The sequence below is a fragment of the Candidatus Defluviilinea gracilis genome (genome assembly GCF_057138825.1).
In genome coordinates, this window is sequence record NZ_DBNHEF010000077.1 from 1 (window position 1) to 14,960 (window position 14,960).

Here is a 14,960-nt window from a genome sequence, read left to right on the forward strand (position 1 = left end):
AGTTCTACATCCGCACGATGGATGTGACGGGCAACATTGAACTGCCGCAAGGCGTCGAGATGGTGATGCCGGGCGACAACGTGAACCTGACCGTGGAACTGATCGTGCCTGTGGCGTTGGAGCAAGGCTCCAAGTTCGCCATCCGCGAAGGCGGCCTCACCGTCGGCGCCGGCGTCGTTACTAAGATCATTGAATAGGCGATGTCATGACGAAACAGAAGATCCGCATCCGTTTGAAGGCGTACGATCATCGCGTCCTTGACTCGACCGCCAAGCGCATTGTCGAAACTGCCGAACGCAGTGGCGCGCATGTTGTTGGTCCCGTGCCCTTGCCAACCAAGACTGAACGGTTTACAATACGGCGCTCGACATTCATAGATAAAGACTCGCACGAGCATTATGAGATCCGCACGCACAACCGCTTGATCGATGTGCTTGACCCGGACTCGAAGACAATCGATATGTTGATGCGCTTGTCATTGCCTGCGGGCGTGGATATCGAAATAAAAATTTAGTTGGTCGTTATACAGAGAGTAGAGACCGGCTCGAATGGAAACTCTACTCTCTCATTTCGCCAGCGCAAGAACGGCGTTGCGCGGGACAACAAAAACCTGTATGTCCCAACAACCCGTTTACTGCGCTGTCCGGAGATGATGCAGCCCAAGCCCGGGCTGACAGTCTCGCAAAATCTTTTGAAGGAGAAAATTGAGCATGTTAAAAGGGCTTATTGGACGGAAGATCGGCATGACCCAGATCTTCGATGAGAAAGGCGTCGCGTATCCTGTGACGATCATCGAAGCTGGGCCATGTTACGTTACGCAGGTCCGCACACAGGATCGGGATGGGTATGCGGCTGTTCAAGTTGGGTTTGAAGAACTTCACCCTAAAAAATTGTCGGCAGGCGCGCTTGGGCATTTGAAGTCGAATGACCTGCCGCCGCTTCGCTTTCTGCGCGAGTTTCGCTCGAAGGAAGCCGCCAGCGTTGGCGACAAACTGACAGTGGATGTTTTCAAAGTCGGCGAAAAAGTAGATGTGATCGGCACAAGCAAAGGCAAAGGATTTGCCGGCGCAGTCAAACGCCATCACTTCGGCGGCGGCAAGAAGACGCACGGTCAATCTGACCGCCATCGCGCTCCCGGTTCGCGTTCATCGGGAACCACCCCCGGGCGCGTGTTCAAAAATGCGCGCGGCGCCGGTCATATGGGGAGTGACCGCGTTACCGTCTCTGCCATGAAAGTGATCATGGTGGATACGGAACGCAACCTGCTTGGCATTCACGGCGCTGTGCCCGGAGGCAAAGGCGGCGTGGTGATGATCAAAGAGGCGCGCAAGCAGTAGGCGCAAAGGATTTGATGAGATGAAAGTAGATGTTTTCAACCTCGAAGGTAAGAAGATTCGCGAAGTGGAACTTCCCTCTGCGATCTTTGAAGCCCCTATTAATGTAGATTTGATGCACCAGGCATACCAGCGCCAGCTGGCAAATGCGCGCCTTGGCACGCACGATACCAAGGTCCGCGGCGAAGTTGTCGGTGGCGGCGCAAAACCTTGGAAACAAAAGGGAACGGGCCGCGCCCGCCAAGGTTCGCGCCGCGCCGCCCAGTGGGTGGGAGGCGGTCGCATCCATACCCCGCATCCGCGCAGTTACGAACAGCGTATGCCCAAGAAAATGAGACAAGCTGCGTTGCGCTCCGCCCTTTCTGTAAAGGCAAAGGAGGCAGGCGTGGTTGTTGTGGATGAACTGACCATTTCCGAACCGAAGACCAAAGTAATGGCGCTCGCGTTGAACAATCTTGTAGGCGATAAGTCTGCCCTGGTTGTTCTACCGCAAAAAGACCAATCCTATGAAGTTGCCATGCGAACGATTGGCAATCTCGACGATGCCAAAGTGTTGCTCGCTGGTTACCTGAATATCCGCGATCTGTTCACCTATGACAAACTCGTGTTGCCTGTGACGGCAATCGATGCCCTGACCGCGAATCTAGGATAGGAGACAGAGATGACCACTGTGTACGATATTTTACGCCGTCCACTCATCACAGAGAAATCGAATTATCTCTCCGGCAAATTGAATCAATATTCATTTGTCGTTGCAGATTTTGCCACGCGCAAGTCCGTGAAGGACGCTGTTGAGACCTTGTACGATGTGAAGGTCGAACGTGTCAACATTATCAACACCTCCGCCAAGCGCGGTCGCAGAATGCGAAGCCGTCGTATGTTGGTTCGTAAAGCCAGCGTCAAGAAAGCGATCGTCACGTTGGCAGAGGGTCAAACCCTGCAAATCTTTGAAGGTGTGCAATAATGCCAGTCAAAAAGTATAAACCCGTAACACCGGGCACCCGCGGGATGACCGGTTACACATTTGACGAGATTACCAAGTCCAAGCCGGAACGCTCGTTATTAGTTCCGCTTCGTAAAAGCGGCGGAAGAAACGCCTACGGCCGCGTGACCGTTCGCCATCGCGGCGGTGGACATCGCCGTTTCATCCGCTTGGTGGATTTTAAACGCGATAAGCGCGGCATTCCCGCCAAGGTGGCGGCGATCGAGTACGATCCCAACCGCACGGCGCGCCTTGCCCTGTTGCATTACATAGATGGCGAAAAACGTTACATTATTGCCCCGCTCGATCTCAAGGTCGGCGATACAGTCATGGCTGGCGCAGGAGCCGAAATCCGTTCCGGCAATTCGCTTCCGATTTCAAATATCCCCGTCGGCACGCTTATCCATAACATCGAAGTCCAGGATGGACGCGGCGGCCAGTTGGTTCGTTCCGCAGGCGGCGCGGCGCAATTACTTGCCAAAGAAGGCGATTTTGCGCAAGTGCGTATGCCATCTGGTGAAGTGCGCTTGATCCGCCAGACTTGTTATGCAACGATCGGTCAGGTTGGCAATCTCGATCACGGCAATGTCAAACTTGGAAAAGCGGGTCGCAAACGCCATAGAGGCATCCGCCCGGCAGTGCGAGGTTCGGCTATGACCCCGCGCGACCATCCCCATGGCGGTGGTGAAGGACGCCAGTCCATTGGTTTACCCGGACCGAAGAGTCCGTGGGGCAAGCCCACCCTGGGTTACAAGACCCGCCGTAACAAGAAGACGAATCAGTATATCGTGCGCCGTCGCTCCAAGACGAGCCGCTAATTGAGTTGAGGTAAGAATGTCACGATCATTGAAAAAGGGACCCTTCGTGGAGCCCAAGTTGTTGAAAAGAATCGAAGCGATGAATCAGAAGAGCGAGAAGAAAGTGATTCGCACCTGGAGCCGCGCCAGTGTGATCTTCCCGCAGATGGTTGGTCATACGATCGCCGTCCATGATGGACGCCGGCATGTGCCGATCTACATCACCGAGAATATGGTTGGTCACCGCCTGGGCGAATTTGCCCCCACGCGCACCTTCCGCGGCCATACCATTGGCGAGAAAGCCGCCACGCCCGCGGCATCATAAGGAATTTGAGTCATGCATGATATTCAAGCACACTTGAAGTTTCTTCCGATGTCTGCGCAAAAGGTGAGGCTGGTCGTCGACCTCGTGCGAGGCAAAGATGCGAACGACGCGCTCGAAATGCTCCGCTTTGTGAACAAAGCCGCGGCATTGCCGGTGCGAAAATTGCTGGCTTCCGCGGTTGCCAATGCGGAAGAAAACCTCGGCATCAGCCGCGACGACCTGTTCGTGGCGCAGATCTTTGCAAACGAGGCTCCCACGCGCAAGTGGAGGCGTTTCGGCGCCCGCGGACGTTTCAAGCCGATTCTTCGCCGCAATTCGCATATCACTGTGGTCCTGCGCGAGCGCGGGGCGTCACCGGAGTCATAAGGAGAAGTTATGGGTCGTAAAGTTCATCCGATTGGAATGCGGCTTGGAATCAATCAGGGTTGGCAGGGGCGCTGGTTCGCTGAAGGCGCCGAATATCGTCAGCACCTGCACCAGGATTTTGCCATTCGCAATCTTTTGCTCGGAATTCCTTCAAAAGGCGGCGCCGCCAAAAGCACAGAAGTCCGTAAATTGCGCAAAGACCTGCCCGACACTGTGAAGAACCGCAAAGCAGGCATCTCCCGGGTGGAAGTAGAACGCTATCCCGGCAAGATCAAGGTTTCGATTCACACCGCCAAGCCCGGTATTTTGATCGGGCGCAAAGGCGAAGGCGTGAAAAAGATCCGCGCGGGGCTGGAAGCGCTGGTTGGGAAAAAGGTCGACCTCGATATCAAAGAGATCGGCTCGCCCGATACCGACGCGATGCTGGTTGCGCACAATATTGCCGACCAACTCGAACGTCGTATCGCTTATCGCCGCGCCATGAAGCGCGCCATTCAGCAAGCCATGAAGCAGGGCGCCGAGGGCATCAAGATCATGGTCGGCGGTCGCTTGGGCGGCGCGGAAATGTCGCGCGATGTCTGGTTGCGCGAGGGACGCGTCCCATTGCAAACCCTGCGTTCGAATGTGGATTTCGCCATCTCTGAGGCGACCACCACATACGGTCAGATCGGTGTAAAAGTCTGGATCTACAAGGGCGAAGCGAAGCCCGAAGTGGAAGAAAAGGTTGAGGCGACTGAAGGCGTGTACGTCAGCCAGTAGCAAATTCAGAGCCGTCTTTTGAGGTAGTGATTATGTTGATGCCAAAACGTGTAAAGTGGCGCAAGCAAATGCGCGGTCGTATGCGAGGGAAAGCCCTGCGCGGCGCGGAAGTCAGTTTCGGCGAGTTCGGCTTACAGGCGCTTGAGCCCGGTTGGGTCACAGCGCGACAGATCGAAGCCGCGCGCCGCACCATCGTCCGCGAGATGAAACGTCGTGGAAAAGTCTGGATTCGCATCTTCCCAGCGAAGCCGTTCACACACAAGCCGCCCGAAACCCGCATGGGTTCCGGTAAAGGGAACGTTGAATATTATGTGGCGGTTGTCAAGCCTGGCCGTATTATGTTCGAAGTGGGCGGTCTGGATTCTGCCACAGCGGTGCAAGCGCTTAAGAATGCGCAATATAAATTCTCGATCAAGACAAAGGTCGTTGCGCGGCACGAAGGAGAGCAGGCATGAAGGCTGTAAAAGCGAAAGATTTGCGTAACGACCAGCCCGGCCAGATCGAAGGCAAACTGACGGATGCGCGCGACGAGCTAATGAAATTGCGGTTCCAGCAGGTAACTGGCCAATTAACCGACACCAGCCGCGTGCGAATCCTGCGCCGCCACATTGCCCGCATGTTGACTATTTTACGCGAGCAAAAAGCCGCGGAACCCAAGGAAGGTGAAGCATGAACAATCGTCGTCGCGTGACTGGTGTGGTTACCAGCAACAAGATGACCAAGACGGTTGTGGTCGAGGTGAAGCGGGTTTTCCGTCATCCCTTGTATCGCAAGGTCGTCCATTCGAGCAAGCGCTTCAAAGCGCATGATGAGATCGGTTGCCAGGTGGGCGACCAGGTCGAATTGGTCGAATCCAAGCCATTGTCTCGGACAAAACGCTGGGTGGTTGAATCCATTGTCAAGCGCGAAGTGCGCACCGCAGATACCGGCGTTGCAGACTTAAAGGCGGAGGAATAAGCCATGATCCAGCACGAATCCCGTCTTAAGGTGGCAGATAACTCCGGCGCGCGCGAACTGCTCGTCATCCACGTGCTGGGCGGCTCCACCCGCAGGTACGGCAGTATCGGCGATGTAGTCGTCGCTTCAGTGAAGTCCGCTTCACCGCAAGGCGGCGTGAAAAAGAGCGAGAAAGTGCGGGCGGTCATCGTCCGTTGTTCGAAGGAATGGCGGCGCGAAGACGGTTCCTACATCAAGTTTGACGATAACGCCGCGGTATTGTTGGACGCCGATGGCGTAAACCCCAAAGGCACGCGCATTTTTGGTCCTGTTGCGCGCGAGTTACGTGAAAAAGGCTTCATGAAGATCGTTTCACTCGCTCCGGAAGTGCTGTAGGTTGGAGGATTAATAAGAATGAAAGTCAAGATTCGCAAAGGCGACACCGTGCAAGTCATCAGCGGGCGCCTCGAAGATAAAGGCAAGCGCGGCGAAGTCATCAACGTGATCCTCGATACGCGCCGCGTGATCGTGCAGGGTGTCAACATCCGCACCAAACACCAGCGGCAAGTGCAGACACAGTCGAACCGCAACATCAACCCCGGGCGGATTCACTTCGAAGGACCGATTCACATCTCAAACGTGATGCTGGTCTGCCCGACGTGCAAGGAACCCACACGGGTCGGCGTCAAACGCGACGAGGATGGCGTGCACCGCATCTGCAAGAACAAAGAATGCCAGGCGATCATCGCCTAGCCGCGGAGTATTTGAAGAATGAATAGATTACAAGAAAAATACAACAGCGACGTTGTTCCCGCACTGCGCAAGTCGTTCGAATTCAAGAACATCATGCAAGTGCCGCGTGTGGATAAGGTCGTGGTAAACATCGGCATGGGCGAGGCAATGGACAACCCCAAAGCCCTCGAAGCCGCCGTCAACGACCTGACAATCATCACCGGGCAAAAACCGATCATGACCAAGGCGCGCAAAAGCATTGCGAACTTCAAACTGCGCGAAGGGCGCCTGATCGGCACCAAGGTTACCTTGCGCGGCGACAAGATGTGGGCGTTCCTCGATCGCTTGATGACAACGGCTCTGCCGCGCGTGCGCGATTTCCGCGGCGTGTCGCCCAACGCCTTCGATGGACGCGGCAATTACACCCTGGGCTTGCGCGACCAGCTGATCTTCCCGGAGATCGAATACGACAAAATCGACAAACTGCGCGGGATGGAAGTCACCATCGTGACCACCGCGAATAATGATAACCAGGCGCGTGCCATGTTGCAATTGCTTGGAATGCCGTTTAGCAAGAAGGAAGCATAATTTATGGCGAAGAAATGTATGCAATATCGAGAGTCCCGACGGGCGCATCAAAGCCAGGTCCGCAACCGCTGTGTGCGTTGCGGCAGACCGCGCGGATATATCCGCCGCTTTGGCTTGTGCCGCATCTGCTTCCGCGAACTCGCGTTGCAGGGGAAAATCCCCGGCGTTGTGAAGTCTTCATGGTAGGCGAGGTGATAGCATGTCTATAAACGACCCAATTGCCGATATGCTCACCCGCGTTCGCAATGCCGTGATGGCAGGGCACGCGCTGGTGGCAATGCCGAACTCCAAGCTCAAACTGGAGATTGCAAAGATCCTCAAGGACGAAGGGTACCTCGAAACGTTCGAGGTAGTGGACGGCGAACCTGCCGCTCACAAGACCTTACGACTCAAGATCAAATATGTGGGCGAACGCCGCGAGAAAAAACCGGTCATTTCCGGACTGGAACGCGTGAGCACGCCCGGACGACGAATTTACACTAAGAAGCAGGACATCCCCTGGGTGCTTTCCGGGATCGGCGTTGCCATCCTCTCGACGCCCAAAGGTGTGATGACCGGCGCGCGCGCCCGACAGCTCGGCGTGGGCGGCGAAATCCTGTGTAAAGTGTGGTAAGGCAGGAGGTTTCAGTGTCTCGTATTGGACGTTTACCCGTGGCGATCCCGGGCGGTGTGCAGGTGACTGTGCAAGGCTCAGATGTGCACGTAAAAGGACCGAAAGGCGAACTCAAACGCGCGTTCTCTCCGCATATTGCGATTACGATGGAGGATGGGCAGGTTGTGGTGAAGCGTAATTCGAATCACCCCGCTGAACGCGCCCTTCACGGCACCACCCGCGCAGTGATTGCAAACATGGTGCGCGGTGTCAGCGCCGGCTTTGAAACGGTGCTTGAAGTGGAAGGCGTGGGATACCGCGCTGAAATGGAAGGAAAGAATCTGGCGCTGTTTGTGGGCTATTCGCACCCAGTCAAGGTGGAACCGCCTGCCGGCATTTCCTTCGAAGTGGATTTGAAAACCCGCCAGATCAAGGTACAGGGATTCGACCGCGAAGTGGTTGGGCAAACCGCCGCTGAAATTCGCGGTGTGCGTCCGCCAGAGCCATATCATGGCAAAGGCATCCGCTATGCGGGTGAACGAGTCCGCCGCAAGGCTGGCAAAGCCGCGAAAGGAGCCAAGTAAGCCATGGCGAATAAATCACGATTGTTGGCGCGAACCCGCCGGCATGCGCGTGTCCGCAAACATATGGCGGGCACAGCTCAACGTCCGCGTTTGAACGTGTTCAAGAGCCTGTCTGCGATTTACGCGCAGGTGATCGACGATAGCGCGGGCCGCACGCTCGCCTCCGCATCCACTGTGGATAAGGACCTGCGCGCGAAAGTAAAAGGCATGAAGAAGTCTGAGCAGGCAAAAATGATCGGGCAGGCGATCGCTGAACGCGCAAAGGGCAAGGGCATCCAGTCCGTTGTGTTCGACCGCGGCGGGTTTCGTTATGTGGGTCGCGTGAAGGCGCTGGCTGACGGCGCGCGCGAAGGCGGCTTGCAGTTTTAGGTTCGTGGAGAACAAATGGCAGAATACAACAAAAATCAACAGGATTTTGAAGCCCAAGACCAATTCGAAGAGCGTGTGATCGAAATTGCGCGCGTAGCGAAAGTGGTGAAAGGCGGACGTCGCTTTCAGTTCCGCGTAACTGTTGTGGTGGGCGACAAGAAGGGAACCATCTCGATGGGCGTGGGTAAGGCGAATGCCGTACCGGACGCGATGCGCAAAGCGTCGACGCGCGCCCGCAAGAAGATGAAAGTTGTCAACCTTTCCGGCACCACCATCCCGCACGAAGTGCTCGGGCGCGTGGCTGGCGCGAAAGTGATGCTCAAGCCCGCTTCGCCTGGCACCGGCGTGATTGCGGCAGGCGGCGTGCGCGCTGTGCTTGAGGTGGCTGGTGTGCGCGACATTCTCACGAAATCACAAGGAAGCGCGAACGTGTTGAACGTGGTGCAAGCCACATTTGACGCGCTCGGTCAGTTACGATCCCCGGCCGAGGAAGCCGCGCGACGCGGCAAGAACGTGAACGATCTCTTGCCGTTCTGGGAGCGGAGGAAGCAACATGCCTAAGAAAGAATCGCAGGGCAAAACCCTTTTTGTGACGTTGGTGAAAAGCCCGATCGGCTATACCAAAGACCAACGCGCCACCGCGCGGGCATTAGGCTTGCGCCGTTTGCAACAAACCATTGAACATAAAGACACCGAAGCCATTCGCGGGATGATCAACAAGATCGTCCACTTGGTTCACGTGGAAGAAGCAGGATAGACGATGAAACTTCATGAATTAGCACCCAACCCGGGTTCCAAAAAGAATCGCAAGCGCGTCGGTCGCGGCATCTCCGCGGGGCAGGGCAAGACAGCCGGTCGCGGCACCAAGGGTCAGGGTTCGCGCTCCGGTGAAGGCGGCAAGATGTATCGCCAGGGCGGCAACCTGCCCTTTTATCGTCGCTTGCCGTTCATGCGCGGTCAGGGATTTACCCCGCTCAATCGCGTCGACTACAACGAAGTGAATCTGGACCAGCTTTCCGCGGCGTTCAAAGCCGATACAGAGGTTACGCCTGAAACGATGACCGAAGCCCATTTATTGCGCGACCCCCGTAACCCGGTGGTAATTTTAGGTCGCGGCGAGATGACCATAGGTCTTAAAGTTCGCGCGCATCGCGTCAGCGCGGGCGCCAAAGCCAAAATCGAAAAAGCAGGCGGCAGTGTGGAACTGATCGCCGCATCCGAGTAGGTATCTGAGGAACTTCATGGCTGAAAAGAACAAACCATCTGCTTGGCGATTTTTGTGGACGTCGGAAGATATCCGCCGGAAATTGCTGATCACGCTTGGAATCCTGTTGATCTTTCGCATCGCCGCAAATGTTCCCGCCCCGGGCGTGGATCGCGCCGCGTTGGAAGCGTTCCTTCAGCAGAGCCGGTCTGGGAACTTTCTCGATTTCCTAAACCTGCTCTCCGGCGGCACGATCTCAAATTTCTCGCTTCTTTCCATGGGTGTGTATCCGTATATCACGGCGCAGATCATCCTGCAATTATTGGTGCCGATCATCCCCGCGTTGCAGAAACGCATGGAAGATAACCCGCGCGAGGGCCGCCAATGGATGGAGAAGTGGACGTATTATCTTGCCGTGCCGATGGCAATGCTTTCGGCAATCGGACAGATCAATATATTCAACTCCATCGCTTCGCAAACCATCATTCCGTTCGGTTTCACGCCCGACCTATGGCTGTCGTCGCTCACTACCTTGCTGGTGATGACCGCCGGCACCATGTTTGCCATCTGGCTCGGCGAGTTGATCTCGGAATACGGTATCCGCGGGCAGGGGCTCTCGCTCATTATCTTTGCCGGCATTGTGTCGCAAATCCCGCAGAACATCCAAGTCATATTATTGGATGAAACCAACCGCTGGATTTTGCTTGGGATCATGATCTTCGTCATCATCCTCACTGTGGTTGCGGTCGTGTACGTCCAACAGGGGCGCCGCAATGTGCCGATCATGTTCGCCCAAAAGGCGCAAGTGTTTCAAGCCATTCAACGCGGACGGACGATCAAGACCCCTCAACCTTTTCTGCCGCTGTTGGTGAACCTCTCCGGCATGATCCCGTTGATCTTTGCAAGCGCCATCCTGCAATTCCCGGCAATCGTGGCGAGTTATTTTGTCACCTCGGAAACCCAATGGGTGGCAAATTTTTCGACAAGCGTTGTGAACTTTTTCAATGCCAGCGGCGCGAACTCATGGGGCTACTGGACGTTATACTTCCTCATGGTCGTTTCCTTTACCTATTTCTACACGACGGTTATTTTCGACCAGCAGAATTACGGTGATAACTTGAAACGCCAACGCATTCAGATCCCCGGTGTGCCGGAAGGCGCGCCGACCCAAAGGTATTTGAGCCGCATTCAAAGCCGCATCACATTACCGGGCGCGCTCTTGCTGGGCGTTGTGGCGATCATGCCGTTCCTCATTCAAGTGGTATATCCACCGGCGAGCAATAACGCCGGGTTGTTCCTGGTGTCATCGTCGGGCTTGTTGATCGTAGTCGGCGTGGTTCGTGATACGGTTGCCAATATCGAATCCGAGCTGAAGAACCGCTACGAAGATATAAAACTTCTAACCAGCTAGAGAAGAGACCTGTCATGCCGACATATATTGTCCTCATCGGACCACCCGGAGTTGGCAAAGGCACGCAGGCAAATCGTTTATCTGAGCGGACAGGGCTTGCCCACATCTCCTCAGGCGATCTCTTCCGTGAGAACATTAAGAACCAAACCGATTTGGGAAAGCTTGCCCAGACCTTCATGAGCAAGGGCGACCTGGTGCCGGATAACGTGACCATTGCGATGATCAAAGACCGCCTCGCTCGTCCCGACTGTGAAACTGGCGCCATCTTGGACGGTTTTCCCCGCACCCCGGCGCAAGCGACCGCGTTGGAAGAAATGCTCCAGACCTTCCACGGGCGGGTGAATGTTGTCCCGCAGATCATTGCTCCGCGCGATGAGTTGATCAGCCGCCTGAGCGGGCGCTGGACCTGCCGCGAGAGCGGTCACATCTTCAACGAGAAGACCAACCCGCCCAAAAGAGCAGGGGTGTGCGATATCGACAGTTCAGAGTTATATCAACGCGATGACGACAAATCGGAAACCGTCACGCGCCGTATCGAAGTGTATATGGAGCAAACAACGCCGTTGATCAAGTATTACCGCGATCACGGCAAGTTGGTAGAAATTAATGGATTACAGGCCATCGATCAAGTGACACAAGATCTGATGGACGCCTTGAAAACCAGATCATGAGTTGGGCTCGCCAAATTCACCTCAAGAGCCAGGCTGAACTGCAGACCATGCGCGCGGCCGGGCGAATCAACGCGGAAGTCTTGGCGACTGTACGAGCACTTTTAAAACCGGGTGTTTCCACCGCCGATCTCAACGCGGCTGCTGAGGATGTGCTGAGGAAACACAAGTGTGTATCGCCGTTCAAAGGTTATGGGCGCCCGCCCTTCCCGACCTCGATCACGGTGAGCATCAACCGCGAACTCGTCCATGGGATCCCGAGTAAGAAACGGATCCTAAAAGAGGGCGACATTGTTTCAATAGATTGCGGAACGGCGCTCAACGGGTTGGTGGCGGATTCGGCTTTGACTGCCGGGGTGGGAGAAATCTCTCCCGAAGCCCGCAACCTGCTGAAAGTCACAGAAGAAGCGTTGGCGTTCGGCATCGAGAAAATGCGCGTGGGCAACCGCACCGGCGACGTGTCTGCGGCGATACAAAAACATGTGGAAAGTAACGGCTATTTCGTCACGCGCGAATACACCGGCCACGGTGTGGGCAGGCAGATGCACGAAGGTCCCCAATTGCCGAACTATGGCAAAGCCGGGACTGGCTTGCCGCTCAAACCGGGCATGACAATAGCCATCGAACCCATGGTCCTGATCGGGACGGAGCAAACACGCGTGCTCCCCGATCACTGGACAGTGGTTTCGGCAGACGGATCATTGACGGCGCACTTCGAGCATTCGGTCGCTGTCACCGAAGGAGACCCCTTAATCCTGACTGTCCCGTGATCCTGCCTGATTCGGCTAGACGAACAAATTACGTGCGTGTATAATCAAAACTTCGGCTGTTTTAAGAAAGTTGTAAGGAGTCAATTGAAATGAAAGTTTCACCATCGATACGGAAGCGCTGCGCCAAATGCAGAGTCATTCGGCGCAAAGGCAGAGTATTTATCATCTGCGAAAATCCTAAACACAAACAACGACAGGGATAGAGTAAACCATGGCGAGAATTGAAGGCGTTGATTTGCCCCGCAATAAGCGGGTAGAAGTAGGTCTGACCTATTTATATGGGATCGGACCGACGCGCGCGCGTAACATCCTTGCCCAGACCAAGGTAAACCCGGACACCCGGGTGAAGGACCTGTCTGAGGCGGATGTGCAAGTGATGCGCGAGTTTATTAGTAAAAATTACAAGGTCGAAGGCGACCTGCGCCGCGAGGTCCAGATGAGCATCAAGCGTCTCATCGAAATTGGCTCGTATCGCGGTTTGCGCCATCGCCGCAACTTGCCTGTCCGCGGCCAGCGTTCGAAGACTAACGCGCGCACCCGCAAAGGCACCAAGAAAACCGTCGCCGGTCGCGGTCGTCGCCGCGGCGCGAAGAAGTAAAGAGGCAGAAGAATTATGGCTCAAAGCGTACGTTCCACGCGCCGTTCGGCTGGCGCCAAGAAAGCCAAGCGCGCCCTGTCGGCTGGACAAGTGCACATCTTTGCATCGTTCAACAACACCATCGTTACCGTCACCGACATGGAAGGCAATACCATTGCATGGGGGAGCGCCGGTTCGGCCGGTTTCAAAGGCTCGCGTAAAAGCACTCCGTTTGCGGCTCGTCTTGCCGCCGAGCAGGCAATCAAAGCCGCGCAACAACTCGGAGTTCAAGAGGTTGAGTTGTATGTGAAGGGACCTGGCCCCGGCCGCGAGAATGCCATCCGCGCGGTGCAAGCGATGGGTCTCAAAGTCCGCTTGATCTCGGATATCACACCGATCCCGCATAACGGTTGTCGCCCGCCCAAAAAGCGACGCGTGTAATCAAGTAAAAGAGGATAGTTATTTATGTCGAAAAATCTTTCTCCGGTATGCAAACTTTGCCGGCGCGAAGGCGAAAAATTGTATCTGAAAGGGGAGCGTTGCTTCACTCCGAAGTGCGCGTTTGAACGTCGCAGTTTTGCCCCGGGTCAGCACGGCAAGACCGGCGGACGCGGCGGTCCCAGCCGCACCGGGCGCGAATCGGATTATCTTCGCCAGTTGCGCGCCAAACAACGCGCCCGCCGCGTGTACGGGGTATTGGAGCGACAATTCCGCCGCTACTTCGAAACAGCCTCCAGCCGCCGCGGTCTGCCGGGTTTGAACCTGCTTCAAATCCTCGAATCCCGGTTGGATAACATCGTCTTCCGCCTCGGGTTCGCCTCCAGTCGCTCGCAAGCCCGCTTATTGGTGACCCATGGTCATTTCACTGTGAACGAACGCCGCACCGATGTGCCCTCCATGCTCCTCAAAGAAGGCGATGTGGTGGCTGTCCGTGGCGGTTCGCGCGCTCTGGCTTACTTCAAAGGGGTTGGCGATCTTGCCGATGCCCGCACATCGCCGAGCTGGCTGAACCGCGATACAAAATCGTTGACCGGTTCGATCCAACGCTTGCCGGACCGTTCCGAGATCGACGGGATCTTGAACGAACAATTGATAGTTGAATACTACTCACGGTAGTAGTTGGTATTGGCGCCGCCCGTTTTCTGGGCGGCAAAAACTGGAATTTATAGAGGTGAACCGTGACGGGTATTACGAATATGGTTATGCCTAAGATCGAGCGCGAGGCTGAGGCTCGAAACTATGGCAAGTTTGTCATCAGCCCACTGGAGCGCGGCTACGGCGTTACGCTGGGAAACGCTCTCCGACGCGTGTTGCTCTCCTCCCTGGAGGGAGCCGCCGTCACCGCGATTCGAATCGCGGATGTGTTGCACGAATTTAGCGAGATCCCCGGTGTGCGCGAGGATGTCATCCAGGTGATGTTGCAGGTTAAGCAGTTGCGCATCAAGCTGGACGGCGTGGATAGCACTCGTATGCACCTCGAAGTGCGCGGCGAAGGGACGGTTACCGCGGCGGATATTATCACCCCCGCAGAGGTGGAGATCGTGAACCCGGAATTATTCCTGTTCACCGTCGATAACCCCAAGACCAAACTCGATCTTGAGTTCACGGTCGAGCGCGGACGCGGCTACTCGCCAGCCAACGAACGAAGCGGGCACATGCCCATCGGCGAACTGCCGATCGACGCCATCTACAGCCCGGTCAAGCGCGTGAACTGGGAAGTAACCTCAGCCCGCGTGGGGCAGAGCACGAACTACGATAAACTGAACCTTGAAATCTGGACGGACGGAACCGTCTCGCCCGAGCGCGCCCTCAGCACAGCGGCGAAATTGGTCATCGACCACCTGCGCTATATCGCCGGCGTCAGCGAGGAAACGCTTACTGTTTCCATCGAAAAAGAAGTGAGCGGGAGCCGCATGAGTAGCGAAGTCGCCGACACCCCGGTCGAATCGCTCGACCTCTCGGTGCG

The 14,960-nt window shown here is 55.9% G+C and carries 30 protein-coding genes; all 30 read left to right on the forward strand.

The genetic code is table 11. The features are described from left to right. A partial coding sequence (locus AC16KF_RS14780) for an EF-Tu C-terminal domain-related protein (protein WP_484035603.1) occupies positions 1-197 on the forward strand: 197 nt, incomplete at its 5' end. 8 nt (positions 198-205) lie between these two features. Next, a complete protein-coding gene (gene rpsJ / locus AC16KF_RS14785) occupies positions 206-514 on the forward strand; it encodes a 30S ribosomal protein S10 (protein WP_484038107.1) in 309 nt (102 codons plus the stop codon). A 196-nt stretch (positions 515-710) separates the two neighbouring features. Next, positions 711-1,337 carry a 50S ribosomal protein L3 gene (gene rplC, locus AC16KF_RS14790; RefSeq protein ID WP_484038108.1) on the forward strand — a complete coding sequence of 209 codons (627 nt, stop codon included), beginning with the start codon at positions 711-713 and terminating at the stop codon, positions 1,335-1,337. A 19-nt stretch (positions 1,338-1,356) separates the two neighbouring features. Beyond that, the gene (gene rplD, locus AC16KF_RS14795) at positions 1,357-1,986 is read left to right on the forward strand and encodes a 50S ribosomal protein L4 (RefSeq protein WP_484038109.1); all 630 of its coding nucleotides are present in this window, start codon (positions 1,357-1,359) and stop codon (positions 1,984-1,986) included. Between the two features lie 9 nt (positions 1,987-1,995). After that, on the forward strand, positions 1,996-2,298 hold the full coding sequence (rplW, locus tag AC16KF_RS14800) for a 50S ribosomal protein L23 (RefSeq protein ID WP_484038110.1): 303 nt from the start codon (positions 1,996-1,998) through the stop codon (positions 2,296-2,298). Beyond that, positions 2,298-3,134 (forward strand): 50S ribosomal protein L2, encoded by an 837-nt coding sequence (gene rplB, locus AC16KF_RS14805; RefSeq protein WP_484038111.1) that lies wholly within the window; start codon positions 2,298-2,300, stop codon positions 3,132-3,134. Before rplW ends, rplB begins: the two co-directional genes overlap by 1 nt. 16 nt (positions 3,135-3,150) lie before the next feature. Continuing rightward, positions 3,151-3,438 (forward strand): 30S ribosomal protein S19, encoded by a 288-nt coding sequence (gene rpsS / locus AC16KF_RS14810; RefSeq protein ID WP_484038112.1) that lies wholly within the window; start codon positions 3,151-3,153, stop codon positions 3,436-3,438. A gap of 12 nt (positions 3,439-3,450) precedes the next feature. Then, a complete protein-coding gene (gene rplV / locus AC16KF_RS14815) occupies positions 3,451-3,804 on the forward strand; it encodes a 50S ribosomal protein L22 (protein ID WP_484038113.1) in 354 nt (117 codons plus the stop codon). Between the two features lie 9 nt (positions 3,805-3,813). Further along, a complete protein-coding gene (gene rpsC / locus AC16KF_RS14820) occupies positions 3,814-4,563 on the forward strand; it encodes a 30S ribosomal protein S3 (protein WP_484038114.1) in 750 nt (249 codons plus the stop codon). Positions 4,564-4,595: 32 nt separating this feature from the next. Beyond that, entirely contained in the window at positions 4,596-5,018 is a 423-nt protein-coding gene (gene rplP / locus AC16KF_RS14825) for a 50S ribosomal protein L16 (protein ID WP_484038115.1), read from the forward strand. Next, complete coding sequence (gene rpmC, locus AC16KF_RS14830) at positions 5,015-5,236, forward strand: 50S ribosomal protein L29 (RefSeq protein ID WP_484038116.1); 222 nt, start codon at positions 5,015-5,017, stop codon at positions 5,234-5,236. The genes rplP and rpmC overlap by 4 nt, the downstream gene beginning before the upstream one ends. Continuing rightward, positions 5,233-5,520, forward strand: coding sequence for a 30S ribosomal protein S17 (gene rpsQ / locus AC16KF_RS14835; protein ID WP_484038117.1), 288 nt, complete (start codon positions 5,233-5,235; stop codon positions 5,518-5,520). Before rpmC ends, rpsQ begins: the two co-directional genes overlap by 4 nt. Positions 5,521-5,523: 3 nt before the next feature. Further along, entirely contained in the window at positions 5,524-5,895 is a 372-nt protein-coding gene (rplN, locus tag AC16KF_RS14840; RefSeq protein ID WP_484038118.1) for a 50S ribosomal protein L14, read from the forward strand. Positions 5,896-5,913: 18 nt separating this feature from the next. Next, positions 5,914-6,252: a 50S ribosomal protein L24 gene (gene rplX / locus AC16KF_RS14845; protein ID WP_484038119.1), complete on the forward strand. Its 339-nt coding sequence runs from the start codon at positions 5,914-5,916 to the stop codon at positions 6,250-6,252. Between the two features lie 18 nt (positions 6,253-6,270). Then, positions 6,271-6,819, forward strand: coding sequence for a 50S ribosomal protein L5 (gene rplE / locus AC16KF_RS14850; RefSeq protein WP_484038120.1), 549 nt, complete (start codon positions 6,271-6,273; stop codon positions 6,817-6,819). 3 nt (positions 6,820-6,822) lie between these two features. Continuing rightward, positions 6,823-7,005 (forward strand): type Z 30S ribosomal protein S14, encoded by a 183-nt coding sequence (locus AC16KF_RS14855; RefSeq protein WP_484038121.1) that lies wholly within the window; start codon positions 6,823-6,825, stop codon positions 7,003-7,005. A 13-nt stretch (positions 7,006-7,018) separates the two neighbouring features. After that, positions 7,019-7,432: a 30S ribosomal protein S8 gene (gene rpsH, locus AC16KF_RS14860; protein WP_484038122.1), complete on the forward strand. Its 414-nt coding sequence runs from the start codon at positions 7,019-7,021 to the stop codon at positions 7,430-7,432. Positions 7,433-7,446: 14 nt separating this feature from the next. Beyond that, positions 7,447-7,995 (forward strand): 50S ribosomal protein L6, encoded by a 549-nt coding sequence (rplF, locus tag AC16KF_RS14865; protein WP_484038123.1) that lies wholly within the window; start codon positions 7,447-7,449, stop codon positions 7,993-7,995. Positions 7,996-7,998: 3 nt separating this feature from the next. Continuing rightward, on the forward strand, positions 7,999-8,364 hold the full coding sequence (gene rplR / locus AC16KF_RS14870; RefSeq protein ID WP_484038124.1) for a 50S ribosomal protein L18: 366 nt from the start codon (positions 7,999-8,001) through the stop codon (positions 8,362-8,364). A gap of 15 nt (positions 8,365-8,379) precedes the next feature. After that, the gene (gene rpsE, locus AC16KF_RS14875) at positions 8,380-8,925 is read left to right on the forward strand and encodes a 30S ribosomal protein S5 (RefSeq protein WP_484038125.1); all 546 of its coding nucleotides are present in this window, start codon (positions 8,380-8,382) and stop codon (positions 8,923-8,925) included. Next, the gene (gene rpmD, locus AC16KF_RS14880; RefSeq protein WP_484038126.1) at positions 8,918-9,121 is read left to right on the forward strand and encodes a 50S ribosomal protein L30; all 204 of its coding nucleotides are present in this window, start codon (positions 8,918-8,920) and stop codon (positions 9,119-9,121) included. Before rpsE ends, rpmD begins: the two co-directional genes overlap by 8 nt. A gap of 3 nt (positions 9,122-9,124) precedes the next feature. Further along, the gene (gene rplO / locus AC16KF_RS14885) at positions 9,125-9,589 is read left to right on the forward strand and encodes a 50S ribosomal protein L15 (RefSeq protein ID WP_484038127.1); all 465 of its coding nucleotides are present in this window, start codon (positions 9,125-9,127) and stop codon (positions 9,587-9,589) included. 16 nt (positions 9,590-9,605) lie between these two features. Next, positions 9,606-10,979 carry a preprotein translocase subunit SecY gene (gene secY, locus AC16KF_RS14890; RefSeq protein ID WP_484038128.1) on the forward strand — a complete coding sequence of 458 codons (1,374 nt, stop codon included), beginning with the start codon at positions 9,606-9,608 and terminating at the stop codon, positions 10,977-10,979. A 14-nt stretch (positions 10,980-10,993) separates the two neighbouring features. Continuing rightward, entirely contained in the window at positions 10,994-11,650 is a 657-nt protein-coding gene (locus tag AC16KF_RS14895; protein WP_484038129.1) for an adenylate kinase, read from the forward strand. Next, positions 11,647-12,417, forward strand: a complete 771-nt coding sequence (gene map, locus AC16KF_RS14900) for a type I methionyl aminopeptidase (protein WP_484038130.1) — start codon at positions 11,647-11,649, stop codon at positions 12,415-12,417. The genes AC16KF_RS14895 and map overlap by 4 nt, the downstream gene beginning before the upstream one ends. An 89-nt stretch (positions 12,418-12,506) precedes the next feature. Continuing rightward, the gene (gene rpmJ, locus AC16KF_RS14905; protein WP_484038131.1) at positions 12,507-12,620 is read left to right on the forward strand and encodes a 50S ribosomal protein L36; all 114 of its coding nucleotides are present in this window, start codon (positions 12,507-12,509) and stop codon (positions 12,618-12,620) included. An 8-nt stretch (positions 12,621-12,628) separates the two neighbouring features. Further along, the gene (gene rpsM, locus AC16KF_RS14910) at positions 12,629-13,015 is read left to right on the forward strand and encodes a 30S ribosomal protein S13 (RefSeq protein ID WP_484038132.1); all 387 of its coding nucleotides are present in this window, start codon (positions 12,629-12,631) and stop codon (positions 13,013-13,015) included. Positions 13,016-13,030: 15 nt separating this feature from the next. Continuing rightward, on the forward strand, positions 13,031-13,435 hold the full coding sequence (gene rpsK, locus AC16KF_RS14915) for a 30S ribosomal protein S11 (RefSeq protein ID WP_484038133.1): 405 nt from the start codon (positions 13,031-13,033) through the stop codon (positions 13,433-13,435). A 24-nt stretch (positions 13,436-13,459) separates the two neighbouring features. Beyond that, a complete protein-coding gene (rpsD, locus tag AC16KF_RS14920) occupies positions 13,460-14,110 on the forward strand; it encodes a 30S ribosomal protein S4 (protein WP_484038134.1) in 651 nt (216 codons plus the stop codon). Positions 14,111-14,196: 86 nt separating this feature from the next. Beyond that, the coding region (locus AC16KF_RS14925) for a DNA-directed RNA polymerase subunit alpha (RefSeq protein ID WP_484038135.1) at positions 14,197-14,960 on the forward strand (764 nt) is incomplete at its 3' end.